30 protein-coding genes and 1 tRNA gene are annotated in these 24,181 nt (G+C 40.7%); 18 read left to right on the top strand and 13 right to left on the bottom strand.

What is annotated here, in order from left to right:
* Nucleotides 1-211: 211 nt before the first annotated feature.
* Both FHS10_RS09830 and FHS10_RS09825 read left to right on the top strand, forming a co-directional pair.
* Nucleotides 212-619, top strand: coding sequence for an Rrf2 family transcriptional regulator (locus FHS10_RS09830; protein WP_259089921.1), 408 nt, complete (start codon nt 212-214; stop codon nt 617-619).
* A gap of 54 nt (nt 620-673) precedes the next feature.
* Nucleotides 674-1,318 (top strand): NAD(P)-dependent oxidoreductase, encoded by a 645-nt coding sequence (locus tag FHS10_RS09825; RefSeq protein WP_259089920.1) that lies wholly within the window; start codon nt 674-676, stop codon nt 1,316-1,318.
* 90 nt (nt 1,319-1,408) lie between these two features.
* Here the strand turns inward: FHS10_RS09825 and prmA are convergent, their stop codons facing one another.
* From prmA to mce, 6 genes are all read right to left on the bottom strand, one after another.
* Nucleotides 1,409-2,245: a 50S ribosomal protein L11 methyltransferase gene (prmA, locus tag FHS10_RS09820; protein ID WP_259089919.1), complete on the bottom strand. Its 837-nt coding sequence runs from the start codon at nt 2,243-2,245 to the stop codon at nt 1,409-1,411.
* Nucleotides 2,246-2,298: 53 nt separating this feature from the next.
* Nucleotides 2,299-2,781, bottom strand: coding sequence for a hypothetical protein (locus FHS10_RS09815; protein WP_259089918.1), 483 nt, complete (start codon nt 2,779-2,781; stop codon nt 2,299-2,301).
* Nucleotides 2,782-2,932: 151 nt separating this feature from the next.
* The gene (gene tpiA / locus FHS10_RS09810) at nt 2,933-3,697 is read right to left on the bottom strand and encodes a triose-phosphate isomerase (protein ID WP_259089917.1); all 765 of its coding nucleotides are present in this window, start codon (nt 3,695-3,697) and stop codon (nt 2,933-2,935) included.
* A gap of 161 nt (nt 3,698-3,858) precedes the next feature.
* Nucleotides 3,859-5,043 (bottom strand): GlmU family protein, encoded by a 1,185-nt coding sequence (locus FHS10_RS09805; protein WP_259089916.1) that lies wholly within the window; start codon nt 5,041-5,043, stop codon nt 3,859-3,861.
* Between the two features lie 66 nt (nt 5,044-5,109).
* The gene (locus tag FHS10_RS09800) at nt 5,110-5,358 is read right to left on the bottom strand and encodes a type B 50S ribosomal protein L31 (RefSeq protein WP_184550243.1); all 249 of its coding nucleotides are present in this window, start codon (nt 5,356-5,358) and stop codon (nt 5,110-5,112) included.
* Between the two features lie 199 nt (nt 5,359-5,557).
* Nucleotides 5,558-5,956 carry a methylmalonyl-CoA epimerase gene (mce, locus tag FHS10_RS09795; protein ID WP_259089911.1) on the bottom strand — a complete coding sequence of 133 codons (399 nt, stop codon included), beginning with the start codon at nt 5,954-5,956 and terminating at the stop codon, nt 5,558-5,560.
* A 107-nt stretch (nt 5,957-6,063) separates the two neighbouring features.
* Between mce and FHS10_RS09790 the strand changes: the two genes are divergently transcribed.
* The 4 genes from FHS10_RS09790 to FHS10_RS09775 all read left to right on the top strand — a co-directional run bounded on the left by FHS10_RS09790 (nt 6,064) and on the right by FHS10_RS09775 (nt 8,877).
* Complete coding sequence (locus FHS10_RS09790; protein WP_259089907.1) at nt 6,064-7,275, top strand: IscS subfamily cysteine desulfurase; 1,212 nt, start codon at nt 6,064-6,066, stop codon at nt 7,273-7,275.
* A 113-nt stretch (nt 7,276-7,388) separates the two neighbouring features.
* Nucleotides 7,389-7,802, top strand: a complete 414-nt coding sequence (iscU, locus tag FHS10_RS09785; RefSeq protein WP_259089906.1) for a Fe-S cluster assembly scaffold IscU — start codon at nt 7,389-7,391, stop codon at nt 7,800-7,802.
* Nucleotides 7,803-7,935: 133 nt separating this feature from the next.
* The gene (locus FHS10_RS09780; protein ID WP_259089905.1) at nt 7,936-8,262 is read left to right on the top strand and encodes a HesB/IscA family protein; all 327 of its coding nucleotides are present in this window, start codon (nt 7,936-7,938) and stop codon (nt 8,260-8,262) included.
* 168 nt (nt 8,263-8,430) lie between these two features.
* On the top strand, nt 8,431-8,877 hold the full coding sequence (locus FHS10_RS09775) for a YybH family protein (protein WP_259089904.1): 447 nt from the start codon (nt 8,431-8,433) through the stop codon (nt 8,875-8,877).
* Between the two features lie 78 nt (nt 8,878-8,955).
* Here the strand turns inward: FHS10_RS09775 and FHS10_RS09770 are convergent, their stop codons facing one another.
* Nucleotides 8,956-9,786, bottom strand: coding sequence for a nuclear transport factor 2 family protein (locus tag FHS10_RS09770; RefSeq protein ID WP_259089903.1), 831 nt, complete (start codon nt 9,784-9,786; stop codon nt 8,956-8,958).
* 299 nt (nt 9,787-10,085) lie between these two features.
* Complete coding sequence (locus FHS10_RS09765) at nt 10,086-11,507, bottom strand: ATP-dependent DNA helicase (protein WP_374759823.1); 1,422 nt, start codon at nt 11,505-11,507, stop codon at nt 10,086-10,088.
* 78 nt (nt 11,508-11,585) lie between these two features.
* Here FHS10_RS09765 and FHS10_RS09760 point away from each other — a divergent pair, with 78 nt between their 5' ends.
* The 5 genes from FHS10_RS09760 to FHS10_RS09740 all read left to right on the top strand — a co-directional run bounded on the left by FHS10_RS09760 (nt 11,586) and on the right by FHS10_RS09740 (nt 14,839).
* Complete coding sequence (locus FHS10_RS09760; protein WP_259089902.1) at nt 11,586-12,065, top strand: hypothetical protein; 480 nt, start codon at nt 11,586-11,588, stop codon at nt 12,063-12,065.
* Nucleotides 12,066-12,238: 173 nt separating this feature from the next.
* The gene (locus FHS10_RS09755) at nt 12,239-12,451 is read left to right on the top strand and encodes a hypothetical protein (protein WP_259089901.1); all 213 of its coding nucleotides are present in this window, start codon (nt 12,239-12,241) and stop codon (nt 12,449-12,451) included.
* 25 nt (nt 12,452-12,476) lie between these two features.
* Nucleotides 12,477-13,289, top strand: a complete 813-nt coding sequence (locus tag FHS10_RS09750; protein ID WP_259089900.1) for a DUF3822 family protein — start codon at nt 12,477-12,479, stop codon at nt 13,287-13,289.
* On the top strand, nt 13,265-13,801 hold the full coding sequence (gene rsmD, locus FHS10_RS09745) for a 16S rRNA (guanine(966)-N(2))-methyltransferase RsmD (protein ID WP_259089899.1): 537 nt from the start codon (nt 13,265-13,267) through the stop codon (nt 13,799-13,801). Before FHS10_RS09750 ends, rsmD begins: the two co-directional genes overlap by 25 nt.
* A 24-nt stretch (nt 13,802-13,825) precedes the next feature.
* The gene (locus FHS10_RS09740) at nt 13,826-14,839 is read left to right on the top strand and encodes a hypothetical protein (RefSeq protein ID WP_259089898.1); all 1,014 of its coding nucleotides are present in this window, start codon (nt 13,826-13,828) and stop codon (nt 14,837-14,839) included.
* A gap of 12 nt (nt 14,840-14,851) precedes the next feature.
* Here the strand turns inward: FHS10_RS09740 and FHS10_RS09735 are convergent, their stop codons facing one another.
* The gene (locus FHS10_RS09735; protein ID WP_259089897.1) at nt 14,852-15,601 is read right to left on the bottom strand and encodes a DeoR/GlpR family DNA-binding transcription regulator; all 750 of its coding nucleotides are present in this window, start codon (nt 15,599-15,601) and stop codon (nt 14,852-14,854) included.
* 57 nt (nt 15,602-15,658) lie between these two features.
* Between FHS10_RS09735 and nudK the strand changes: the two genes are divergently transcribed.
* From nudK to coaD, 3 genes are all read left to right on the top strand, one after another.
* Nucleotides 15,659-16,237, top strand: coding sequence for a GDP-mannose pyrophosphatase NudK (gene nudK, locus FHS10_RS09730; RefSeq protein WP_259089896.1), 579 nt, complete (start codon nt 15,659-15,661; stop codon nt 16,235-16,237).
* Entirely contained in the window at nt 16,234-16,602 is a 369-nt protein-coding gene (locus tag FHS10_RS09725; protein ID WP_259089895.1) for a DUF4406 domain-containing protein, read from the top strand. The genes nudK and FHS10_RS09725 overlap by 4 nt, the downstream gene beginning before the upstream one ends.
* A 66-nt stretch (nt 16,603-16,668) precedes the next feature.
* Nucleotides 16,669-17,130: a pantetheine-phosphate adenylyltransferase gene (gene coaD / locus FHS10_RS09720; RefSeq protein ID WP_259089893.1), complete on the top strand. Its 462-nt coding sequence runs from the start codon at nt 16,669-16,671 to the stop codon at nt 17,128-17,130.
* Here the strand turns inward: coaD and FHS10_RS09715 are convergent.
* Nucleotides 17,099-17,737, bottom strand: coding sequence for an NUDIX hydrolase (locus FHS10_RS09715; protein ID WP_259089891.1), 639 nt, complete (start codon nt 17,735-17,737; stop codon nt 17,099-17,101). The two genes, coaD and FHS10_RS09715, sit on opposite strands and share 32 nt — an antisense overlap.
* Between FHS10_RS09715 and pyrE the strand changes: the two genes are divergently transcribed.
* From pyrE to FHS10_RS09695, 4 genes are all read left to right on the top strand, one after another.
* Nucleotides 17,736-18,395 (top strand): orotate phosphoribosyltransferase, encoded by a 660-nt coding sequence (gene pyrE, locus FHS10_RS09710; RefSeq protein ID WP_259089890.1) that lies wholly within the window; start codon nt 17,736-17,738, stop codon nt 18,393-18,395. The genes FHS10_RS09715 and pyrE overlap by 2 nt on opposite strands.
* 107 nt (nt 18,396-18,502) lie before the next feature.
* A complete protein-coding gene (locus FHS10_RS09705) occupies nt 18,503-18,898 on the top strand; it encodes an SRPBCC family protein (protein ID WP_259089889.1) in 396 nt (131 codons plus the stop codon).
* Nucleotides 18,899-19,272: 374 nt separating this feature from the next.
* Nucleotides 19,273-20,901 (top strand): ABC-F family ATP-binding cassette domain-containing protein, encoded by a 1,629-nt coding sequence (locus tag FHS10_RS09700; RefSeq protein WP_259089888.1) that lies wholly within the window; start codon nt 19,273-19,275, stop codon nt 20,899-20,901.
* 146 nt (nt 20,902-21,047) lie between these two features.
* Nucleotides 21,048-21,120: transfer RNA gene (locus tag FHS10_RS09695), tRNA-Lys, on the top strand.
* Nucleotides 21,121-21,192: 72 nt separating this feature from the next.
* Here FHS10_RS09695 and FHS10_RS09690 read toward each other — a convergent pair.
* The 3 genes from FHS10_RS09690 to FHS10_RS09680 form a co-directional block, all read right to left on the bottom strand.
* Entirely contained in the window at nt 21,193-21,549 is a 357-nt protein-coding gene (locus FHS10_RS09690; protein ID WP_259089887.1) for a hypothetical protein, read from the bottom strand.
* 67 nt (nt 21,550-21,616) lie between these two features.
* Nucleotides 21,617-22,459 carry a helix-turn-helix domain-containing protein gene (locus FHS10_RS09685; RefSeq protein WP_259089886.1) on the bottom strand — a complete coding sequence of 281 codons (843 nt, stop codon included), beginning with the start codon at nt 22,457-22,459 and terminating at the stop codon, nt 21,617-21,619.
* Between the two features lie 179 nt (nt 22,460-22,638).
* Entirely contained in the window at nt 22,639-24,168 is a 1,530-nt protein-coding gene (locus FHS10_RS09680) for a glycoside hydrolase family 32 protein (RefSeq protein ID WP_259089885.1), read from the bottom strand.
* Nucleotides 24,169-24,181 lie beyond the last annotated feature (13 nt).

Raw genomic sequence — 24,181 nt, 5'->3', positions numbered from 1 at the left:
ATTTTATTAAAAACCGCAGACATATAAAACAATTAGCAAATACCTGTGTTTGAGCGTGGTAAATATTCAACGAAGGCGAATTTCAACATCCATTAACTCTCAATTAACCGCCCAAATATCATTAAACTGTAATTTAAAAAATAACAGTTAAGAACTATTTGCATTACTGAATACACATCCTATATTTGTACTGTAATATTAAAAATTACAGATGAACGGGCAATTTCAAATAGCAGTACACATACTTACCCTACTCAATGCGCAGCCGGGCGAATTGTTGTCGTCTGAATATATTGCCGGCAGCATCAACATTAATCCGGTATTGGTACGTAAGGAGATTAGTAACCTGCGCAAGTATGGCCTCATTGATAGCAAGGAGGGTAAAGCAGGCGGTTATTCGCTTGGCATGGCGGCAAAAAAGATCCTGATGAGTGATGTTTACAAAGCGGTAAAAGTGCAGCCAGCCTTAGGCCAGGCTAAAAACAAACCAAATCCTGCCTGTCCTGTGGGTAAACAGATCAGTGAGCACCTTGATGAATTAGCCGAAGAAGTTAACTCCACCATCATAAATAAATTAAAAACGATCACTCTCGCCGATTTTGGCGATAAATTCAATTAAAAAAAATTTAAACAAAACTGTAACAAATTAAATTACAATACAAAAACAATAATTATGAAAGTAGCATTGATAGGCGCCACAGGTTTTGTAGGCACAGCCGTATTAAACGAAGCATTAAACCGTGGTTGCGATGTAACCGCCATAGCACGCGATCCTAAAAAAATCACATTAACAAATGATAAGCTTACTCTTGTCGCGGCAGACGTATACGCTGCCGATAAATTAGCTGAAGTATTGAAAGGCCACGATGCCGTTGTAAACACCTTTAACGCCGGCTGGGGCAACCCTGATTTGTATAACGATTTCATTAAAGGATCTGAAGCCATACAACAAGCCACCAAACTGGCCGGCATTAAACGCTTATTGGTAGTAGGTGGTGCAGGCAGCTTATACGCCGCTCCTGGCCTGCAATTGGTTGATAGCCCGCAATTCCCGGCTGAGTGGAAAACCGGCGCCACAGCAGCCCGTGATTACCTTAATACCATCAAAAAAGAAGAAGAATTGAATTGGACATTTTTAAGTCCGGCGATTAACCTGCACCCAGGCACCCGTACAGGCAAATTCCGTTTAGGCACCGATGAACCTGTATTTGATGCAAATGGTAAATCAGAGATCAGCGTTGAAGATATGGCTATTGCAATCCTTGATGAACTGGAAAACAACCAGTTTGTAAAAAGAAGGTTTACGTTGGGATATTAGCCCCACCCAAAACCTCCCCGGTAGGGAGGGCTTAAAAATCTGCTTATTAAAGTCTCCCCCTTCCGGGGGAGATTTAGAGGGAGCTGGCTTCTACTTCACAAACTTAGCCGCCACCCATTCTTTATCTTTTTTGTGGGCGATGTACTTTAAGCCATACTTACGGGCTTCATCGGTGATGATGTCTAAATCGGGTGTTTCATAAAAACCGCTAAAATAGATCTCGCCGTCAGTTTTCAGCACTTCGGCGTAGCGCTCCATTTGGTCAATTAGGATATTGCGGTTAATGTTGGCCAATATAGTATCACATTGCTCATCAGGAATAACCTCTTTTGAGCCGCAAAGAGGGATAATGTTATCGATTTGATTTAATGCAGAGTTTTCGATAGTGCTCTCGTAACAAACAGGATCGTAATCAATAGCTGTCACCTGTGCTGCCCCCAGTTTTGAGGCCATAATGGCCAGGATACCTGTACCACAGCCCATATCGAGTACGTTTTTAGCTTTATAGTCGTTCTCCAACATCATGGCCAGCATCATGGATGTAGTTTGATGATGACCGGTGCCAAAAGCCATTTTAGGGTCGATCACAATTTCGTAAGGGAACTCCGGTTTAGCCGGATGAAAGGTTGCCCTAACGTAAATTTCATTACCGATTTCTATCGGCTCAAAATTACTTTCCCACACTTCGTTCCAGTTTTTTTGAGGGATAAGTGTTACCTCGTAACTAAACGTAAACAGGTCGCGATAAGGTAAAAGCTGCTCGATCAGTTTAGCTTCGTCAAAATCGTCAACAGGGATATAAGCTTTAAAACCAAGTTCAAGTTCTTCAAAAGTATCAAAACCAATCTCGCCCAAAGCATTGATCAGCAGATCTTGCTGATAATCTTCGGTTGTTATGGTAGTAAATAATAGTTCGTAATAGTTCATAGTAAATAGCCCCCTCTAAATCTCCCCCGGAAGGGGAGACTTTTATTAATATTTTAAGTCCTCCCTTCCGGGGAGGGTTGGGTGGGGCTCTTCTTTTTCATAGCATGCTTCAACGTTACCGTTTTACCGGTCACCAAAAACATAATGAAAAAGTTAACTCCCCAGTAGGCCAACTGAATGAACAGCATAATGGTAGCAAGCCAGGTTAGGTTATCATAACCAGCATTTTCATCCCAGATAAAGTAAGCTACACCACCGGCTGCCAGCGCGCATACAACAGCTACAATAATAAAAGTTGTTAACGCACCCAATGCCGAGTGTAATACAATGGCATTCCAAACAGGTTTGATAATAATCCACTGTGTCAGTATAGCTACAACAAAATACAGTGGCCAGCAATAATAAAAACAGGCCATAAAGGCATGAATATTCCCCTCCCCCATATCACCTATTTGCATGGCACGGGTAAAATCGCTCACTATCACAAAGAGAGCAAAACCCATAAATGCAATGATCACCGGAAGGAAGGTCTTCATTCTTTTTAGATTTGAGATGTGGGATATGAGATTTGAGATTTTTTCAATCCCAAATACTCATATCTTAACATCATTTATGATATTCTGTTTGAAACTATAACGATTGAGCAGATGCGGTTCGTCTCATATCTCAAATCTAATATCCCATATCTTAATTATACGCTTTCACAATATCCACAAAATCACGTGATTTCAAGGATGCGCCACCAATTAAACCACCGTCGATATCTGGCTGGGCAAATAATTCGGCGGCATTTTTAGGGTTGCAGCTACCGCCGTATAAAATAGTAGTAGCATCAGCTACTTCCTGGCTGTATTTAGCTGCAATTTCTTTGCGGATAAACTCGTGAATTTCCTGTGCCTGTGCAGATGTTGCAGTTACACCAGTACCAATGGCCCAAACCGGCTCGTAAGCTAAAACGAGTTTAGAGAACTCAGCAGCTTCTAAATGAAATACACCTTCTACCAGTTGTGATTTGATCACATCAAAGTGCTCATTAGCTTCGCGTTCCTGTAAAGTTTCGCCAATACAAAAAATTGGGCGAAGATCGTGCTTCAATACGGTATCAGTTTTTTTAGCCAACAACTCATTGGTTTCGCCAAAATACTGACGACGCTCTGAGTGACCAAGGATCACGTAAGCAGCGCCGATAGATTTGATCATTTTTGCTGAGATTTCACCGGTATAAGCACCACTCTCTGCCTGGTGAGCGTTTTGCGCACCAACAGATACCTTATTGTAACCCTTTGCCAGTTGCACCAGGCTGTTGATATGGATAAAAGGACTGCAAATAACTGCTTCCTGGGTACCGGTGACTTCGTCTTTTACCATGTTGATAATTTCGGTAAATACGCCTAAACCTTCATTATAATCAAGGTTCATTTTCCAGTTGCCGGCGATAATTTTTTTTCTCATTGTATGTTGTGTTAGATTATGTTGATTTAGTTGGATTGGGTTGATTGGGTTAGATTTGGTTAATTAAGTTAGAGTTAGTTGATTAGGTTGGATTAAGTTAAGATTCGTTAATTATATAAGCATTCAACTCAATTAACCTAATCAACTCAATAAACCAAAAACTAAAATCTCCTGTACTCCTCGGTTAATTCAAATACGGTCTTCAATATATCTTTTTCGGTCTCATTAAATTCACGGTGATCGCGGCGGTCAAATACCTTTTGGGCTGTATCAAACATCTTTTTGAGAGCGTAAGTTTCAAAACCCTGCGCCCCTCCCCATGAAAAATCGGCCACAAAATTGCGTGGGAAGCCTGCACCAAAAACATTGGCACTAACCCCTACTACAGTACCGGTATTAAACATGGTATTGATGGCACATTTAGAATGATCGGCCATGATTAACCCGCAAAATTGCAAGCCGGTTTTGCGAAAACGCTGGGTAGTGTAATCCCATAAACGCACCTCATCATAATTATTTTTAAGGTTGGAGTTATTGGAATCAGCACCGATATTACACCATTCGCCTAAAACAGAATTACCCAGGTAACCTTCGTGCCCTTTAGATGAATATCCCCATATTACGGCATTGTTCAGCTCGCCACCAACCCTTGAATATGGGCCAACTGTAGTAGCACCATAAATTTTAGCCCCCATTTTAACCTGCGAGTGCTCGCAAATGGCAAAAGCACCGCGAATGTGAGTACCTTCCCATACTTCGGTATTAGCTGATAAGTAAATGGGGCCATTGGTGGTATTAAAAGTTGAACACTCGGCTATAGCACCTTCTTCGGCAAAAAAATCATTGCCGATGATGACGTTGGTTGAACTTATAGTCGAACTGGTTCGTCCCTTGATAAGCAACGCATAATCCTTTCTTAATTCGATATCGTTTTTCCTGAAAATATCTTCGGGATATTTTATCGATACAAAAAGGTTGGTATAAGTGATGACCCTGTCAAATTGGGCAGATATATCAAAACTGGCGGCATCGGTACCGGTTAGTTTTACTGCCAGTAATTGGTCATTATACTTTAAGGCCTCGCCGGTTTGCAACTTATCAATGGCTTCCAGTAAATTCTCATCGGGGCAAACAGCGCCGTTGATAAACAGGTTATCGGCTTCAATATTTGCAGGAAACTTAGTCCGTAAATAATCGAGCGTAAAAAACGAAGTACTGGTATTTAAATACTTAGCCCATTTTTCGGCAATGGTAAGGATGCCAATGCGCAAATCGGCAACGGGCCGGGTGTAAGTAAGCGGTAGTAAAGTTTGATGAGCAGTATCGTCAAAAAGAATAATAGCCATGGCGCAAAAATAAAAAAAGTCCCCCGATACGTCGGGAGACTTGCAAATATTTAATTAAACAAGCAATTATTTCTTGTTGTAACGTGTACGGAATTTATCGATACGACCAGCAGTATCAACCAGTTTCATTTTACCGGTATAGAAAGGGTGTGATGTATGCGAAATTTCTAATTTGATCAATGGGTACTCGTTACCGTCTTCCCATTTAATGGTTTCGCGGGTATCGATGCAAGATTTAGTCATGAAGGCATATTCGTTTGACATGTCTTTGAACACAACTAATCTATAGTTTGATGGATGCAGATCTTTTTTCATTATATATAAACTTATCTTCTGTACTTTCTAAAAGAGGCGCAAATGTAATTAAAAAAGTAACAAATTAAAAATAATTTCAGTTTTCAGTTAACAGTTTTCAGTCGGCAGCAACAACTAACTCTTTAAACACTGATAAAGAACATATTGTATAATTTCAAAACATCCAAAAACTGCAAACTGCCAACTCAAAATTGCCAACTTAAATCCCCTGGCACAATTCAATCAATACTCCGTTAGCGCTTTTAGGATGCACAAAACAAACCAGTTTATTATCAGCACCTTGTTTTGGCGCATCATTTAACAGTACAAACCCTTCACCTTTTAACCGCTGCATTTCGGCAACAATATCATCTACCTCAAAAGCAATATGGTGTATCCCCTCTCCTTTTTTCGCTATGAATTTAGCTATCGGGCTATCGTCATTTAAAGCCTGTAATAGTTCTATCTTATTGGGGCCGGTTTGCAAAAAAGCGGTTAGCACACCTTCGCTTTCCACCCTCTCAGTTTTATAAACCGTAGTATTCAACAGCTTTTCGTAGATGTTACCTGCAAGGCTAACACTGTTAACCGCTATGCCAATATGTTCCACTTTGTTCATGTCCAAATATTGTAAATTAATGGTCAGCTTTGATAATTTACGCTTTGTTTTGAATGATTTTAAATAAAAACTTGTGTATCTTTGTTCTGTTAATATACTTAGCAACTATGAACGTTCCAATTTATTTAGATAATAACGCAACAACTCCTATGGACCCAAGGGTTTTGGAAGCCATGTTACCCTATTTTACTTCGAAATTTGGTAATGCGGCCAGCCGTAACCACCCTTTTGGATGGGTTGCAGAAGAAGGTGTTGATTATGCCCGTGAGCAGGTGGCCAAACTGATTGGTGCCAACGAAAAAGAAATCATTTTTACTTCTGGCGCTACCGAATCAGACAACCTTGCCATTAAGGGTGTGTTTGAAATGTATAAAGAAAAAGGTAACCACATTATAACTACCGTTACCGAGCATAAAGCGGTACTTGATGCCTGCAAACACGTTGAAAAATTAGGCGGAAAAGTTACTTACCTACCTGTTAAAGAAGATGGGCTGGTTGATCTTGCAGTTTTAGAAGCAGCCATGACCACCGAGACTATCCTCGTATCTGTAATGTACGGCAACAACGAGATTGGTGTTATTCAGCCTATTAAAGAAATATCTGCCATTGCCCATAAATACGGCGCGCTGTTTATGACCGATGCTGTACAGGCGGTTGGTAAAATACCTGTTGATGTAAACGCCGATGGTATTGACCTTTTGGCATTATCGGCACACAAAATATACGGCCCTAAAGGTGTTGGCGCTTTATACGTACGCCGTAAAGGACCACGTGTTAAAGTTACCGCGCAAATGGACGGTGGCGGTCACGAACGCGGTATGCGTTCTGGCACATTAAACGTACCGGGCATTGTAGGTTTAGGTAAAGCTTGTGAACTTTGCGGTTTAGAAATGGAAAGCGAAGCGAAACGCTTATCTGCTTTACGCGATAAACTGGAAAGCGCCTTAACCGTATTGGAAGAAAGTTATGTAAACGGAAATGTTGAACACCGCTTACCACATGTTGCCAATATCTCTTTCAAATATGTTGAGGGCGAAGGCTTAATGATGGCAATGAAAGACCTGGCTGTTTCATCAGGCTCGGCCTGTACATCGGCTTCGTTAGAACCATCATATGTACTGAAAAGCTTAGGCTTATCAGATGATCTGGCACATTCATCAATCCGTTTTGGTTTAGGCCGCTTTACTACCGAAGAAGAAGTTGATTACGCTGTTGAAGTAACCCTTAAAGCGGTTACCCACCTGCGCGAACTTTCACCACTTTGGGAAATGTTTAAAGAAGGCATCGACCTTGACTCCATTGAGTGGGCAGAGCATTAATTAGATATGCAAATGCGCAGACTTCAAATGTGCAGATGCTTTAACTTATAAAACACTATACGAGTAGAATTTAATCACTAATTCAATAACTCACTAATTCAATAATTAAAAAAATGGCATATTCAGATAAAGTAATCGATCACTACACTAATCCCCGCAATGTGGGCACTTTGGATAAAAGCAGCCACAAAGTAGGTACCGGTTTAGTTGGTGCACCTGAGTGCGGCGACGTAATGCGCCTGCAAATTGAGGTGAATGATGACAATGTTATCACCGATGCAAAATTCAAAACCTTCGGTTGCGGTTCGGCAATCGCTTCTTCATCTTTAGCTACTGAGTGGTTAAAAGGCAAAAGCATTGATGATGCTATGAAGATTGACAATATGGATATTGTTGAAGAACTGGCTCTTCCGCCGGTAAAAATCCACTGCTCTGTTTTGGCAGAAGATGCTATCAAAGCAGCTATCAACGATTTCCGCGTAAAAAACGGCTTAGCGCCAATTGAAAGCGAAAAAGTACACCACTAAGAAGATGCAAGAATCAAGAGTCAAGAATTAAGACTTTTTGGCTTTGGATTCTTGTTTTTTTTAATAAATAATTAGGGAATCAACTTTAAGATAAGGTCTTAACTCTTGATTCTTGACTCTTGATTCTATTTCCATGGTAACTGTAACTGATAAAGCAAAAAATAAAATAGAACACCTGATGCAGGATGGCGGGCTTGATGCCTCTTATTTTCTGCGGGTTTCTGTACAGGGTGGTGGTTGCTCTGGTTTATCATACAACCTTGATTTTGATAACGAAGAAAAAAAAGGCGATCAGTTTTTTGAAGACCAGGGCGTACGCATGGCTTTAGATATGAAATCGTTCCTGTACCTTGCCGGTACCGAGCTTGATTTTAGCGACGGCCTAAACGGCAAAGGATTCAATTTCCACAACCCTAATGCCAGCCGCACCTGCGGTTGCGGCGAAAGCTTCTCTGTATAAATTTTACTATAAAATATTAAAAGAGGCACCTTAGGTGCCTCTTTTGTTTTAACATAAATCGAGCCCGGGCTGGTTTCAACTTTACTATCCCGGCGAATTCCAAATATTTTTAGTTGGGCGTACTTTAAGGTTGATAATGACTAACTTGTACAGTAAAATCAATTGCCCATGCCGCCCTTCCTCAAACTCGCTCTTATTACATTTACAACGCTATCGCTTGCCCTGCAACAAAATCAATATGCTGCTGATGTAGCTACAATAAAAAAGGCAAGGAGCACATCAAACGCGGCAATAGCCAGGCATGATATTAACGGCGTGGCGCAATATTGGCTGCCCGATTTTACACAAACCATTGGTAGGGAAATTACCACGGTAGGTAAAGACAGCATTATAGCCGGCTGGAAAAATCTTTTCAAGATTAACAAAACGGTAACCTATATCCGTACCCCTGCTGAAATTACCGTCGGCGATAATGGTGTTATGGCTTGGGAAACCGGCACATGGGTAGCTAAAAACTCCTATAGTAAAGGTGGTAAATATTCGGCTATGTGGCGTAAAAATAACGGCGAATGGAAATTACAGACCGAGTTATTTGTATCGTTATATAAATTGTAAAAAGCATCCGGACTAATAAAAGACTTACGAAGTTTTCAAAACTTCGTAAGTCTAAAGGTCAACAAGAGTAAGATACCCTTAAAACATATTTTCGGCCTCTACCCCATCAGGCACAGGCTGCTCCACACTCCAATGCTCGGCAATCTGTTGATCCTGAACCCTGAAGATTTCGTACAACACATAAGTTTTACCCTCTCTGTTAAATTGCGATTGAACAACCACAAAATCTCCTTCGGCAATAACGCGGTGAATTTTGATGTTTCGATCAGCCCCCTGTTGCAGATATCCATCAAGATTCTTCCCTGATGCAATTACAGATGGGTCATGTTCAACATAATCTGCTTTAATTAATCCGGTGGCTGGTTTCCTATCAATCACAGCAGCGTAAAATTGCCTAACAACTCGCTTGCTATTTTCTTCCGATGCAGTTTCATTAATCTCCACTGTTCCGTTAGTCGAAGTTACAGCCTGCCCTGCCTGGTCAGGCATTTCCTGTATTGCGTCCCAATGTTCGGCCAACATGCCGTCTTTTAATTTAAAAAGGTCTATTACAGCCATGCGCTTACCCATAAATTGAATATCAAGATGGGTAACTACAAAATCACCTTCCTGTATAGCTCTGATTATTGGCGATTTGGCATCTGCCGGCGGAGGCGGCAACGTTTTAAGGTAATTGATCATCCCGGTAATTCCGGACCTTCCCTGGGCAACGATTGGGTTATGTTGTTTATAATCATCCAATATAAAATCGGGAATTAACTCTGCCTTGCGTTGCCCAACAATGAGTTTATAAAACGATAATACTTTTTGTTTCTTAGTTATAGAATCCATTTGCGTTCTTGCTTTTACGGCCACGTTGTTACATATCATAATGTACAAGCCAATAGCCAGTATAGGTGTAATTTTCATTACGGTAATTAAAATTAGTTAGTAAAATTCAAGCATAGAAAAACACTGCGCTAAGCGATCAGCGTTTTTTAAAACCTGTAATTAGCAGGCCGGATTTTTGGCAATCCTTGTTTGATATGTTGTTGAAGTAATTATGCAGTGAAGGTAGTTTTTTTGGGACAAAGAATGAAAGACTTTTGGATAAAAGATTTTCAGACAAAGGAATAAAACACAAAAACCAATGCCCTAATGACTAATGACAGCGAAGCGAAATGACTAATGACTGCGCAGCAAATGACTAATGACTGCGCAGCAAATGACTAAAAAACCTCCGGCACTTTGTAAAAGCGGTTATCAAAATTTACCAAAAACAATTCTGTTGTGGCACGGGTAACAGCGGTATAAAACCAGCGGAGGAAATCCATATTGATCATCTCGTCGGTAACATAGCCCTGATCAACAAATACGGCATCCCATTGGCCACCCTGGGCTTTGTGGCAGGTAATGGCGTAGGCAAATTTAATTTGCAGGGCGTTGTAGTACGGGTTTATTTTTAGTTCGTTGTGCATAGCCCGTTTATTGGTGAGATGCGCATAATCCTTCATTACTTCCTCATAAAACTTCTTTTGATTTTCATGTGATAAGGATGGCGAATCGGCATATAGGGTATCCAGTAATATCTTGCAATCCAGTACCGGATCTTCGGCGTAATCGATAAACTCTATCTGCACGTCTGCAAAGCGGAAACCGTACATATCTTCGGTTCGGCGTACTTTTTTTATCCGGGCAATATCGCCATTGGCAATAAAATCGGTACTGTTTTCATCGTTATCTTTTAGCCAGAAATAGTTATTTTTCACAATCATGATCTGGTCGCCCCCGGTCAGTTCTTCCTCTCGGTACAGGATGCGGTTGCGAATTTGCCCGTTATATAAGTTGGCATTTTTATTCGACCGGCAAATGATCAACGTACGATCATATCCGTATTTTTTATAAGCATATTCCAGGCCTTCAGGTAATCGTTCGCCCGTCATCCTGTACACGTCCTTAAAGCCCTTGGTAACAATCTTTGGAGCAACAAGCTCTTCTTTCCTGATCAGGTCGCGAATCTCGGTGGCGTTGAATAAAATGCCCGAATCCTTTTGCTGGCGCAATACATCCGTTAATTCGTATCTAAAAACCGAGAGGCCGAACTTATCCTTCATGATCTGTTCGCTCAATGCGGGGCTTGTATCAGAGCCTACAGGCGGCAACTGGGCGGTATCCCCTACCAGCATCAGCTTGCAGTTTTTATCGTTGTAAACGTAACGTAACAGGTCAAACAACAACGATGCCCTGCCGGCTATTGGTTCATCGCTTATCATTGATGCCTCATCAACTATAAACAAGGTATCGCTGGCCAGATTATCAGCAATGGCAAAACCATCATCTAAGGTTAAAGCAGCCTTTTTGCGGTAGATGCGTTTATGAATGGTAAAGGCCTTTTTACCCGAGTAATTGGTGATCACTTTGGCGGCCCGGCCGGTAGGTGCCAATAATATCGACCTATAATTATATTGCTTAAGCGCTTTAACCAAGGCTCCTACTACGGTTGTTTTACCCGTACCTGCATAACCACGCAGTATAAAACATTCGTCGCCGTCGCGACTTTGCAAAAAGGCATGCAGGCGGTCGAACAGTTCCAACTGCTGGCCGTTTGGTGTATGCGGGAATGCTTTGCGGATATGATCAATTACTGTCACTATGCAAAAATGCTGATAAGTAATTGAAAAACCTTTACCCTTATTAAAAAGCTAACAGGATTAGTTATAAATTTGACCATGGAATTTAATGAAGACCCGATAGAGGAAAAAGAAATACGGGACGAAGATTACGTTGATATTTACTCAAAAAGAGCAATTTTTGGTTTCTCTGTATTCAGCACTATGTACGCGGGTATTTTGCTAATCATAAACTTATGGGTTGCAGGCTATAAACAAGTTATAAGTCAGGTACTATTGGTAATGTTCGGCTTTTATTTTCTTTCCATCTACCTTGTACGCACTGTGGGAGTCAAAATAGATACCGTAGCCCTGCAAAAAACAATCGCCGCTAAGGGCCAGTTCACTACACAACAACTGTTACAATTATCTGCAATAACCGGCTTACAAATAGCGGTTAACATAATTGCAGGATTAATACTAACACGCTATTTTTTCAAAAAGTATTTCCCAGATGACGATTATTATCCACGGCCGATAATGCGACCAGTGATTATATTTATTATCATTATTCTTTTTTTTGGCTCGATACTGAGATAGTCATAAAACATTTTTTTGTAGCGGGATTAAGCGTAATACATCAACCGAAAGGTGATCTTAATAGATGTTTTATTTTGCATAAGCGGCGTCATCCATCAAAGAATTGTTCATAAATTTATCCTACATTTAAAAAACCTTCTAATTTTCAATATTTAACCGCACTTTTTTTTGCTATGGAAAATATCGGTGTTTTGATTGTTGCTATCCTCCTTATCTTCGGTATTTACAAGGGTGTAAACCTTTTATTTAGCTTGCTTCCCGATTCATCTTTCCGAGCATTTATGTTATCAGCAGGAGGTAAAGTTTTAAGTGGTATATTTTCGCCTTTTATCCTGTTTGCAATTTGGGTGTTTGTTGCTATAAATATTTTACATATTCACTGTTAAAAAATATTACTTTTGTTAAACTGGCATGAGCGAACAATACTACAATTACCACGATGATGACTTTAGTCTGGATAAGGCTCAGGATTATAATTTGTTGCTACAACTGGATAAATCATCATTTTCATACGCGGTAAGCGATCAAAACAAACTAATAGCCGCGGCAAATAACCATCCGCTGGATGAGTTAAGCAATCCGCAGGAGCTGCTTGATCTTTTATCGGCAAACTATAAAAAAGTAGTGATTGGCTTACCCGCCACAGGATTTTCCTTAATACCGCAAAGCATTTTTAAACAGGATAAACTGGCGGATCTTGCCCGTTTCCTGGATGTAAACACTGATGAAAAAGTTTTGGCCCAGCCACTGGACAGCAAAAACCTGATCATCTATAAAACTCCAGAAAGTGTGCTTAATGCAGCTGACGAATTTGGCTTACGTAACAGTGTTTTCGCGTCGAAAGGCTGGCTTAACGCTATTGCCAGAAATCAGCCCGGCGATAGGGACCTTTACCTGAACATCAGCGGTCAAACTGTCGAAATTGCCAACTTCAACTTTACCAAACTGCGTTTTTACAATACTTTTGAATTTACCGGCGAGGATGAATTGGCTTACTTTGTATCTTTAGTAACTACCGAATTGGGTTTACAACCTGCTTACACGTACATCTATTTAAGTGGCGATGTTGAGGCTGAGGATAAAAACATCAGTCGCCTCGCGGAGTTTTTTGATAAAGTAGCTATCAACACGATTGAAACACTGCAATTGCCCTACGAAATTGAAAGCCATAAAATTCTTTCACTTGCTGCCCTGTCATTATGCGTATCATCGGAGGTACTTTAAGAGGGTTAAGGCTTAATCCACCCACAAATTTACCGGTACGGCCCACTACCGATCTGGCCAAAGAAGCGTTGTTCAATATTCTTCTTAATCAAATTGAATTTGAAGATATCAAAGTACTTGATCTGTTTAGCGGTACCGGTAATATCAGCATGGAATTTGCATCAAGAGGCGCGGCCGAAGTCATATCTGTTGACAGGAGCATCCATTGCGTAAACTACCTGAAAGATATATCGCGGCAGCATAAGCTAAATCAGATCAAAGTTTATAAAGAGGACGTTTTTAAATACCTGCAGATAGAAACCGAACAATACGATCTTGTTTTTGCCGATCCTCCGTACGATCTGAATAAAATACCCGAGATCCCTAAAATAGTTTTTGAGCGGAATATCCTGCTGCCCGGCGCGTTGCTAATAGTTGAACATCAATCGATGCAAAACTTAAGCCAGCAACCTGGTTTTGTGGAGCAGCGTAAATATGGGCATTCGTCATTTTCGTTTTTTAAAGCTGAGTAAAACATTCCTAACCTTATCCACTAAATGAAAAAATATCTTTCAGCAATTGCAATTGTCGGCATAAGCTTGCTGGGCCCCAGCTGCCGTGTTGGCACTTCTGGCACCTGGGTTAACGACCATATTGAGCCAGAGATAAAAAGCCAGGTTGAACTTTTAAACAAGCAACTTTATGATGATATCAAAAGGCAGGACCTCACTGATCTAAAACAAATTCTATCGCCTGAGTTAATAAAGGGCGCCGGTAAAAGTTTAGATAGCGTTATTAACCAAGTTGGACCCGCACTTAAAACAACGAGCTCTGGTTACATGACTATAGACAGTTATTACGTTAAAAATACCACAACAAACATATCTAATACCGTAATGCCTACAATTAGTAGCACAGATGACTATATAGTTAACTACCTGGCACTAAATAAAGAAATGTATGTATCATTGTTAAAAACCACGGGCACTGTAAACAGTATGCTAATTATTGCCATTTACGGAAAGCACGGCGATGACTGGAAATTGAACATACTGCAGATGGGCGAATACGAGATTATTGGGAAAAATGCGCCTGGTTATTATAAATATGCTCTAAAACTTTACAATACAGGGGATTTAATTGACGCGGCAGATATGATTATTATTGCCGGACAGATAGGAAGCCCGGGAGGTACATATTTTAAGTATAAAAACGAATCGGAAATGAAAGACCTCTATTCAAAAATTTTGAAAGAGGCAAACACCTTTTATAAATTTCCTATTACTGTTAATCAGATAAAAACCAATCCGGTTATTTTTGGTGTGAATCCACAATTTATTGGCGAAAAAGGGAAAGAAGGTATTTATCCTTCAATTAATTACAAAACCAACATTAACCTTGCAGATACTGCCGCGTTGCGAAAAGAAAATGATGCGTTGCAGAAAAACATAGCTGGTATTTTCAAGGGCATTGTAACAAATAACAACCATATTTTATACCAGGCCTTTGATCAATTACCGGGTTTAGGTAAAAAAACGAATCGCTTTGGCTTTGCGCAAAAAATAAAATAGTTTTTAGCCTTATCATTTCACCTGCAAAATAGCTAAAGCAGTATCCTTAAAACAACTAAGTTGCCCATCCTTGGCGTTAGTAATGATAGCCTCAACCTGGTTTATATCAGCGAATTTGAGATAGGTTTCCTTCCCTATTTTGCCTGCATCGCATAGCAAGTAGGTATAAGCGCTTTGGTTAATATAAGCCGATGTTATTTCGGCCTCTAATTCGCTGTTGGCAAACAGACCGTTTTGTGAAACTCCATCCACACCTAAAAATGCCTTACCGGCACGATACCTGGCTATATGCTCGTTGGCTATTTTGCCGTGTACGGCCTGTCTTTCGCTGTCAAACTCCCCTCCTATAATGTTTAAGGATACAGCGCAATTTTGCAATTCGTAAATCACTGGCAAAGAGTTGGTAATTACTTTAATCTTTTTATTTTTTATAAACGGGCAAAGCCTGAATACGGTGCTGCCGCAATCCATAAAAATAATATCTCCGTCGTGAATATGTTCGGCAGCTTTACGGCAGATCTCATCCTTTACCGCGGCATTTTGGGCCGATTTATTTATAAAATCAACAGGTTTTGCCAAAGGATCAACTTTCATTCCTCCGCCATGGGTACGGTAAAGCAAGCCATCATTAGCCAACTGGTTTAAATCCCTGCGAATGGTGATCTCAGAAATGGCCAGTTCCATAGCAAGTTGCTTGACGTCTACCTCGCCGGTAATATTCAGTTTATCAAGTATATTTTGTTTTCTTTTTTGAAAGTTCATTTAAATATTGTTAATTCGTTCAAAAATAATCAAAATTGATTAATAACAATCAAATAAATGAATAAAATCAAAATATTAAAAAAGGATATCCTGTCAAACAACTGGTACACGCTGTATAAACTAACTTTTGAGGCTACTAAAAATGATGGGGAGGTATCAATAATTACAAGAGAAGCTTATGACCGCGGCAACGGGGCAACCATCCTTTTATATAACATGGATAAAAAAACGGTGATCCTCACCCGGCAGTTCAGGATCCCAACTTACGTTAACGGCAACGAAAGCGGCATGCTGATTGAATGTTGTGGTGGTTTACTTGATAAAGACAATGCCGAAGACTGCATCCGCCGCGAAACCGAAGAAGAAACAGGCTACCAGGTGAGCAATATTAAAAAGGTATTTGAGGCCTATATGTCGCCGGGATCAGTTACTGAACTGCTTTACTTTTTTATTGCCGAATACACCAGCGATATGAAAGTAAGCGATGGCGGCGGCCTGGATCATGAACATGAAGATATAGAAGTACTGGAACTACCTTTTACCCAGACTATGCAAATGATCAATACCGGCGAAATCAAAGACGGCAAAACCATTATGCTTTTACAACACCTGCAAATAAGCAATTTACTATCATGAGCAACAAGCCTTTACTTATTTTAATAGCCGGGCCGTACCGCTCCGGCACCAATGATAACCCGGCGTTGATGGCCGAAAACTTAAGGAAGCTGGAAGAAGCAGCGCTCCCTATTTTCAGGGCCGGCCATATCCCGGTTGTTGGCGAGTGGTTTGCATTGCCGCTTTTAAAACAGGCCGGTTCAAAATACCCTGGTGATGAAGCTTACGAGGAGATCTCCTACCCGGTATCGCACCGCGTACTTGCCAAATGCGATGCCATTTTCAGAATTGCGGGTGCCTCAAAAGGGGCCGACGAGGATGTACGGATAGCTAAAGAAAACGGGCTTACGGTTTATTATAACCTTGAGGATATTGAAGCGGTTTAAATTGCACTTAAGTTGCCAAACATTCAAAATCATTGTTACTTTTGGTAAGGCATTAACATCAGTACTATGAAGATCGCTCTTTTCCCTGGTTCATTTGACCCGGTTACCAAGGCCCATGTGGATATCGTAAAACGATCTGTAAACCTTTTTGATAAGGTTTACATCGGCATAGGTGCCAACAGCAGCAAACAAGGTTTTTTAAGCATAGAAACCCGCGAACAAATGCTAAGGGCAGTGTTTAAACACGACGACCGCATACATATTGTTGCTTACGAAGGCTTAACCGTAAACTTTTGTAAAAGTATAGGTGCTACTTACATGATCAGGGGTATCCGTACCGTATCAGATTTTGAATACGAGAAAGCGATAGCCCAGATGAACCATGCTTTGGTACCCGATATTGAAAGCATCTTTATTGTAAGCAAGCCAGGTTACTCATCCATCAGCTCAACCATTGTGCGCGAAATTATGCGTCACCATGGCGATGTAGCCCAATTTATCCCTGCTGAGGCATTAGCTTATTTGTAGCCAGCTTTTCTTTATGCAGCACATCTAATATAGATGGAAAAGTATTATCAATAATGGGTTCAATATGGTGTTTTTCAAACCAGCGCACATCGGTAATACCTTCCTCTTTCTGAGGTTTTAATTTTTCTTTACCCTTACAATCCATGCTAAACCAGTGCGTTTTTTTAAGCACAATTTCGCCCCGGTTAATGTAAACATGGTAGGTTTTACAAATCTTTTCGTTCAGCTTGCTCACTTTTATACCGCACTCCTCTTCTACCTCGCGTACGGCGGCTTCTTTTACTTTTTCGTCCTTTTCTATTTTACCTTTAGGCAAATCCCATTTATCATTACGGTAAATGAATAAATAAAGGCCCGCGGTATTTTTTACCAATCCGCCGGCTGCCTCAATAAGCGTAATGCTCTTTTTAATAGTTTTTAAAAAAGCTTTGGGATCCTTACATAAAATATAAAACAACTTTTTAGGGTTTGCCAGTATCCAGGTGTAAATTATTTTGAGGTCAAAAGTCTCTGCCTCAAGCTTTTCATAAAACTCTACTCCATGAGGCACTGATTCTGTTAAAAGGATAACTTTTTCGTTAATATAAATTCTGTATTTTTGGGCCATGTTTAATAATAATGAGATAGAACAGCAGGTTGCCGAATTCCTGCTGCAAATTAAAGCAATTAAATTACAACCTAACAATCCTTTTACATGGGCTTCGGGGTGGAAATCGCCAATTTATTGCGATAACCGCGTAACGCTCTCTCATCCGTCAATCCGCACCTATATCAGGCAGCAGTTAACGGTTATTATACAGGAAAAATTTGGCAGCGTTGGTTGTATAGCCGGCGTGGCCACCGCAGGTATCCCACAAGGAGCATTGGTTGCCCAGGAAATGGGGCTTCCTTTTATATATGTACGCGCCAAAGCCAAAGAACACGGCACAGGCAGCTTAATTGAAGGCGATGTGCCAACAACCACAGGCAAACGGGTTGTGGTTATTGAAGACCTGATCTCTACCGGAAAAAGCAGCTTGCAAGCCGTTGATGCATTGAAAAGTGCCGGTTTTGAAGTTGCGGGTCTGGCCGCCATATTCAGCTATGGTTTTGATGTAGCTTCAGAAAACTTCAAAAACGCGGGTTGCCCGTTTGTAACCCTGTCAAATTATAACGCGTTGATTAAATATGCCGAGGCCAATCAATACATCAGCGAAAAAGATGTTGCTGTTTTAACCCAGTGGCGCGAAAGCCCATCAACCTGGGGCCAGATAGCATCAAGCTAAGACTTTGATTATTTTGATGATGTCGATTCCGGTGATTTTAGTTATTTAAATTAAATATTTAGATGCATCGGTCTCAAATCTCATATCTAACATCTCAAATCAAAAAAATGACCACCTTCACCAGTACCATCAGTATCAACAAGCCGGTAAACGAAGTATTTAACTACCTGGCCGATTTTAATAATCACCGGCAATTAATGCCCGATAGTATTCAAGAGTGGGTATCGTCTGTTGATGACGCCAGTTTTAGCATTCCTAATATGGCTAAATTATCTTTAAAGATCGATAGCAGGGTAACAGATGAGCAAGTGGTTATTATCCCCGCCGCAAAACCACCGTTTGATTTAAAATTAAAATGGTCGTTATCTTTTAATAACGACCATACTGATGTTGTTTTTACTATTGATGCAGAGCTCAACATGATGTTAAAGATGCTCGCTTCGGGGCCTCTGCAAAAATTAGCTGACCATGAAACACAAAGCTTAAAAACCATATTAAGCTAATGTATTTCAACCTGGCCATTTAGTAAACTTTACGTTTTTGTATATTGTTGATAGCTATTACTACGTTGATAATAACTAATCCAACTATCAATGCTCCCATGACTTGCGTTATATTTAAAATAAATTAATTAAGAATATATAGTCAAAGGTTGTTCCATTTATTTACAATTGGTTAATATTCACTTATAACGTGAAAATCAGGCTTTTAGTTTGTCAGATTCAAGTAATTTGAGTAATTGCATCCACGCCCGCCAGGCAACTGGGGAAAATTACTGAGAACTAATTTCCCGATCCCCCTCTCAAACATAATATCCGCTTAAATTACCAAGAAACGAACTTTTTAGCGTATTTTTGCGCCAAATTACAGGTGCAGCATGATCACGGTATCCAATTTATCTTTACGTTACGGTAAGCGTACTTTATTTGAAGACGTTAATCTAAAATTCTCTCAGGGCAACTGCTATGGCATTATAGGTGCTAATGGTGCCGGTAAGTCAACATTTTTAAAAATTCTTTCAGGCGATATTGATCCCAGCAGCGGGTCGGTAAGTTTTACGCCCGGCGAACGGATGGCGGTATTGAGTCAAAACCACTATGCTTTTGACGAATATTCGGTACTTGAAACCGTAATGATGGGGCACAAGGAAATGTACGCCGTAATGAAGGAGAAAGACGCCATTTATTTGAAAGAAGATTTTACCGATGCCGACGGCGAACGTGCCGGCGAGCTGGAAAATCTTTTTGCCGAAATGGATGGCTGGAATGCCGAAAGTAATGCAGCTACCCTACTGAGCAACCTTGGCATTAAAGAAGAATTTCATTACAGCCTGGTAAAAGATTTGGATAATACCCAAAAAGTACGTGTGTTATTGGCACAAGCGCTATTTGGCAAGCCAGATATTTTGTTACTGGATGAGCCTACCAATGATCTGGACATCCACACCGTTAGCTGGCTGGAAGACTTTCTGGCCTCATATGAGGCTATTGTTTTAGTAGTATCGCACGACAGACACTTCCTGGATACCGTTTGTACCCACGTGGTGGATATTGACTTTGCTAAAATGACCATCTATACCGGTAACTATACTTTCTGGTACGAGTCAAGTCAATTAGCCCTTAAACAAAGATCTGATCAGAATAAAAAGACAGAAGAACGTGTTAAGGAGCTGCAGGAGTTTATTCGCAGGTTTAGTGCAAATGCTTCTAAATCAAAACAAGCTACCAGCAGGAAAAAAGCCCTGGACAAGATCAATATCGACGAGATCCAGCCGTCAAACCGCAAGTACCCGGGTATCATATTCAACAACCTTGGCCGCGAAGCTGGTGACCAGATATTACAGGTTGAAAACCTTAAAAAATCCCTTAACGGTGACTTATTGTTTAATAACATCAGCTTTACGGTTAACAAAGGCGATAAAATTGCCATCCTGTCGCAAAACAGTTTAGCTACCACTGCCCTCTACAACATTTTAACCGGCAGAGATATTGATTACAAAGGCACATTTAAATGGGGTGTTACCATTAATCCGGCAGATATCCCAATTGATAATGCCGAATATTTTAAAGGCAAAGATGATAACCTGATTGACTGGTTGCGTGAATATTCGCCCGGCGAAAAAGACGACCAGTTTATCCGCGGCTTTTTAGGCCGTATGCTGTTCTCAGGTGAGGAGGTTTTGAAAAAAAGTAATGTACTATCTGGTGGCGAGAAAATGCGTTGCATGTTTAGCCGTATGATGCTACAACAAGCCAACTTACTGATGTTTGATGAACCAACCAACCACCTGGACCTGGAGTCGATCACAGCGCTTAATAATGGCATGAAAGACTTCCGGGGAACTATTCTATTCACTACGCGAGATCACGAACTGGTTGAAACCGTAGCCAACCGCATTATTGAACTTACCCCGGGCGGTTATATAGATAAATTGATGACTTATGACGAGTATATCAATAGCGCTGTTGTACAAAAACAACGTGAAGATTTGTATGCCCTGGTGTAGATAATCAAAAAGTCTGAATGTCGGAAAAGACAGAAAGTCCGGAAGAAAATTGTCATTCAACAACAACCTTTCGGACTTTCTGATTTTAACGCTTTCCGACTCCAATAAATTTGCGCATATTTGCAACCCGGCAAAAAAGCCGGAACGACTTGGTAGCTCAGCCGGTAGAGCAACTGACTCTTAATCAGTGGGTCGAGAGTTCGATCCTCTCCCAGGTCACTTAAGCACAGTAGTACTCAATATTACTGTGCTTTTTAATTAAATTGTCTTATGGCTGCCAATACTTGAGTATTACTTTATTCTCCTGATCCTGCCTCCGTCAATTTCGCCCGACCTACCCTTGCACGAATCGGCTATCAGCTTAAATGCAGCTGAATCGGGCGTAAAAAATGTCATCTTATATTTTCCCGGTATGCCCTTCCCACAATTAGCATCATACATAGTGAATGTATCCTGTTTGAACGAATATGTTCCCTGGTTTTCAAGCGCCCCGTCAACAGTGACATTAAATTTGCCATCAGCGTTAAAGTCTAATATAACCTTTGAATTACCGTTGCCGGAGGTCCAGGTACCTACAAGGTTATGTGGAAATAGCGTAAAAGCCATGAGCGCTATTCCCGGAGCAAAGAGCAGTATTGTCTTTTTCATTGTTTAATGTGTTAATTTATCCATGGCCGAATTTATGATCATGGCATCAAAAACGATTTATCGAAAATCACCTGTTTGTTTTTTTTCGGAAAACTTCAGGCGAATGACCCTTGTACCGCTTGAAAAGCAAACTGAAACTGCCCAGGCTCACAAATCCGATAGATTCTGTTATCTCGGAAACCGACATATCGGTTTTTGTTAATAATCTTTCGGCATGATCCATTTTCAAATGAATATGATAAGTATGTGGTGATATGCCGAATACATGTTTAAATGAGCGCAGTAAATGATTAATTGAAAGACATGACTCATGGGCTATCTCCTGGAGCGAAAGCTTTTTATCGGCATTTGCATGAATAAATTCCCGCGCCAAAAGTAACCGGCGGAAGAGCTCCTGTTTTGTTGCCGTCCTGATTGCGTTCAACCCGGCTCTTGCATGGAGGTCAGCGATCAATAGCGTTGTAAGACTGCCAAGAATTTCTGCAAACATTTGTTCCAGCCAAAAATCATCTTTGCAATAGGCCGTCTGGTTCTGCTTCAGTGCAATAAGCTGGCTTCCGATCGATTTAAGAGGGTATGTCCGTTCGAAAAAGGTTGGACAGCTATCAAAATTTCCAAAATTAGTTAGCTGATAATCCAGGTTTTTGCCAATGCTAAAAAATGCTGATCGCAGTAAATGGTTGTCAAAGAAAAGACAATAGGAATCAACATTTTTTGTATGATCAATCTCGATAGCATACTCTGTGCCATCATTAAGCAATAGAAATGAGTCTTCTCCAACCTTAAAATTCCCTTTCCCTGTATTATAGTAGGCCGGACCATTGCAAAATGTTTTTACCGAACACAGTCCGGTTCCTTTCCAATAATATCGGGATGCGCTCCCTTGCAAAATGAAGTTCCGACTCTCCATTGTTGAAGATACTAATTAAGATTTTTTTTCTCGAAATTTTGTAGTGATAAGTTCATTTCTTTAAAGCTACAATTTTCTTACAATCCTCAATAAAAGAGTTCGACATTCGTACTTTTGGGTCACTTCATCCTTTGAAGCAGCCTCTTTTATTTATCGATGACGGCTTATAGCCGCATGTCCTATTTCCAAATCGATTTCAATCCGGTAATGGTAAGTGTGCTTAACTTTAACATCCCGTCAACATTTACAACCAGGTTAGTATAATCCTCATTGGGGAAATAAACAGCGGTCATGGTAGTTAAGCCGCCATCGGCAAAAATCTCAACGGACGCTTTATCAACCACAATCGTCAGATCGGTGCTTTTTGATGTGCTCAATCGTGGTGCTGTAAACCGGCCCGAAAAATCTTTTTGAAAATCAGTCCTGCCCGATTTTGTCCTGTCAATAAAATACTGACCCTTAACATCGTCGTAACCAATTAATACTTCCTCTCCTTTTTTATTGGATAGTTTAATGGTATAGCCCTTTAATTGTGCAGGTACTAACTTTAAAACATATTGACTTTGTAATTTATTCACTTTGGCATTCAGATCAAGTGTTTTGTCAACCAGCACATTTTTTGATACCGATGTATTGCCGTTGATATTAGCTAACTCCGGAACAGGCGCAGATGCAATTACTATACCCTGTTTACTTTGCTTGAGATGCAGATCACGCGGGATGGTCATGGCATTGCGCCATTTTGCTGTGGGTACCTGGTTGGCATACTCCCAGTTGCTCATCCAGCCCAGGAAAATTTTGCGGCTGCCGGTGTTGCTCCAGGTGATACCAGCATACTCGTCCGGCCCATAATCCAGCCAGCGGGTTTGGGTATCAGTTGGTGTAAACTGATGCCCATCAAAGCTGCCTACAAAGTATTGCGTGGCCGAGCCGCCGTTAGGGCCTCCTGGGTTAAGGTTTACCACAAGTACCCAGTATGTTTTACCGTTCAGCTTTAAAGGGAACAGGTCGGGGCATTCCCATACCCCGCCGTGGGCTCCCTCTCTTAAACCAAACTCACTCTCCTTTTTCCAGTTTTTTAAATCAAGCGCCGAGTAAAAGGTAATATGATCTTTGGTGGCCAGGGTCATTACCCATTTTTTTTGTTTGGCATACCACATTACTTTAGGATCCCTGAAATCTTTAATCCCCGGATTTTTAAGTACCGGATTGCCTGTATATTTAGTCCAGGTGGCGCCATTATCTAAACTATAGGCAATGCTTTGGTTTTGAAAAACTTCTGTTCCCGCTTTTTCTCCTTTCGGATTATGATGGGTAAAGATCGCTACCATCGGAATCTTCCCCTTTTTACCAAAGCCCGAAGTATTGTTTGAATCAACAACAGCACTGCCCGAAAATATATAACCCAGGCTATCGGGATATAAAGCTATCGGCAGCTCTTTCCAATGCACAAGGTCCTTACTTACAGCGTGCCCCCAGTGCATCGGTCCCCAAATAATATCTTTAGGATAATACTGAAAAAACAAATGATAGGTATGGTTAAAATAAACCATACCGTTAGGATCATTTACCCAATGCGCTTTTGGCGAAAAATGTACCTGCGGGCGGTATTGCTCTGTATACGTTTTTTTTTGTAAATCCTGAGCTCTGCAAACACCAATTATGGTGATAAAGGCTGTCAGCATTAACATGCCGCATTTTGTTTTCATAATTTAAGTTTTT

Source organism: Mucilaginibacter dorajii, from assembly GCF_024808255.1.
GTDB classification, from domain to species: Bacteria; Bacteroidota; Bacteroidia; order Sphingobacteriales; family Sphingobacteriaceae; genus Mucilaginibacter; species Mucilaginibacter dorajii.
Note: the sequence above shows the minus strand (reverse complement) of the source record. Positions and strands in the feature narration are given on the sequence as shown.

Excerpts from the sequence above, each read along its gene's own strand:
- FHS10_RS09760 (WP_259089902.1), top strand. The coding sequence starts at position 11,586 with ATGGAATTTAATGAAGACCCGATAGAGGAAAAAGAAATACGGGACGAA.
- FHS10_RS09815 (WP_259089918.1), bottom strand. The coding sequence starts at position 2,781 with ATGAAGACCTTCCTTCCGGTGATCATTGCATTTATGGGTTTTGCTCTC.
- FHS10_RS09750 (WP_259089900.1), top strand. The coding sequence starts at position 12,477 with ATGAGCGAACAATACTACAATTACCACGATGATGACTTTAGTCTGGAT.
- FHS10_RS09755 (WP_259089901.1), top strand. The coding sequence starts at position 12,239 with ATGGAAAATATCGGTGTTTTGATTGTTGCTATCCTCCTTATCTTCGGT.
- FHS10_RS09775 (WP_259089904.1), top strand. The coding sequence starts at position 8,431 with ATGCCGCCCTTCCTCAAACTCGCTCTTATTACATTTACAACGCTATCG.
- FHS10_RS09685 (WP_259089886.1), bottom strand. The coding sequence starts at position 22,459 with ATGGAGAGTCGGAACTTCATTTTGCAAGGGAGCGCATCCCGATATTAT.
- FHS10_RS09725 (WP_259089895.1), top strand. The coding sequence starts at position 16,234 with ATGAGCAACAAGCCTTTACTTATTTTAATAGCCGGGCCGTACCGCTCC.
- FHS10_RS09715 (WP_259089891.1), bottom strand. The coding sequence starts at position 17,737 with ATGGCCCAAAAATACAGAATTTATATTAACGAAAAAGTTATCCTTTTA.
- prmA (WP_259089919.1), bottom strand. The coding sequence starts at position 2,245 with ATGAACTATTACGAACTATTATTTACTACCATAACAACCGAAGATTAT.
- FHS10_RS09790 (WP_259089907.1), top strand. The coding sequence starts at position 6,064 with ATGAACGTTCCAATTTATTTAGATAATAACGCAACAACTCCTATGGAC.
- FHS10_RS09825 (WP_259089920.1), top strand. The coding sequence starts at position 674 with ATGAAAGTAGCATTGATAGGCGCCACAGGTTTTGTAGGCACAGCCGTA.
- tpiA (WP_259089917.1), bottom strand. The coding sequence starts at position 3,697 with ATGAGAAAAAAAATTATCGCCGGCAACTGGAAAATGAACCTTGATTAT.
- FHS10_RS09830 (WP_259089921.1), top strand. The coding sequence starts at position 212 with ATGAACGGGCAATTTCAAATAGCAGTACACATACTTACCCTACTCAAT.
- FHS10_RS09780 (WP_259089905.1), top strand. The coding sequence starts at position 7,936 with ATGGTAACTGTAACTGATAAAGCAAAAAATAAAATAGAACACCTGATG.
- FHS10_RS09740 (WP_259089898.1), top strand. The coding sequence starts at position 13,826 with ATGAAAAAATATCTTTCAGCAATTGCAATTGTCGGCATAAGCTTGCTG.
- coaD (WP_259089893.1), top strand. The coding sequence starts at position 16,669 with ATGAAGATCGCTCTTTTCCCTGGTTCATTTGACCCGGTTACCAAGGCC.
- FHS10_RS09690 (WP_259089887.1), bottom strand. The coding sequence starts at position 21,549 with ATGAAAAAGACAATACTGCTCTTTGCTCCGGGAATAGCGCTCATGGCT.
- pyrE (WP_259089890.1), top strand. The coding sequence starts at position 17,736 with ATGTTTAATAATAATGAGATAGAACAGCAGGTTGCCGAATTCCTGCTG.
- iscU (WP_259089906.1), top strand. The coding sequence starts at position 7,389 with ATGGCATATTCAGATAAAGTAATCGATCACTACACTAATCCCCGCAAT.
- FHS10_RS09800 (WP_184550243.1), bottom strand. The coding sequence starts at position 5,358 with ATGAAAAAAGATCTGCATCCATCAAACTATAGATTAGTTGTGTTCAAA.
- mce (WP_259089911.1), bottom strand. The coding sequence starts at position 5,956 with ATGAACAAAGTGGAACATATTGGCATAGCGGTTAACAGTGTTAGCCTT.
- nudK (WP_259089896.1), top strand. The coding sequence starts at position 15,659 with ATGAATAAAATCAAAATATTAAAAAAGGATATCCTGTCAAACAACTGG.
- rsmD (WP_259089899.1), top strand. The coding sequence starts at position 13,265 with ATGCGTATCATCGGAGGTACTTTAAGAGGGTTAAGGCTTAATCCACCC.
- FHS10_RS09735 (WP_259089897.1), bottom strand. The coding sequence starts at position 15,601 with ATGAACTTTCAAAAAAGAAAACAAAATATACTTGATAAACTGAATATT.
- FHS10_RS09700 (WP_259089888.1), top strand. The coding sequence starts at position 19,273 with ATGATCACGGTATCCAATTTATCTTTACGTTACGGTAAGCGTACTTTA.
- FHS10_RS09705 (WP_259089889.1), top strand. The coding sequence starts at position 18,503 with ATGACCACCTTCACCAGTACCATCAGTATCAACAAGCCGGTAAACGAA.
- FHS10_RS09805 (WP_259089916.1), bottom strand. The coding sequence starts at position 5,043 with ATGGCTATTATTCTTTTTGACGATACTGCTCATCAAACTTTACTACCG.
- FHS10_RS09770 (WP_259089903.1), bottom strand. The coding sequence starts at position 9,786 with ATGAAAATTACACCTATACTGGCTATTGGCTTGTACATTATGATATGT.
- FHS10_RS09680 (WP_259089885.1), bottom strand. The coding sequence starts at position 24,168 with ATGAAAACAAAATGCGGCATGTTAATGCTGACAGCCTTTATCACCATA.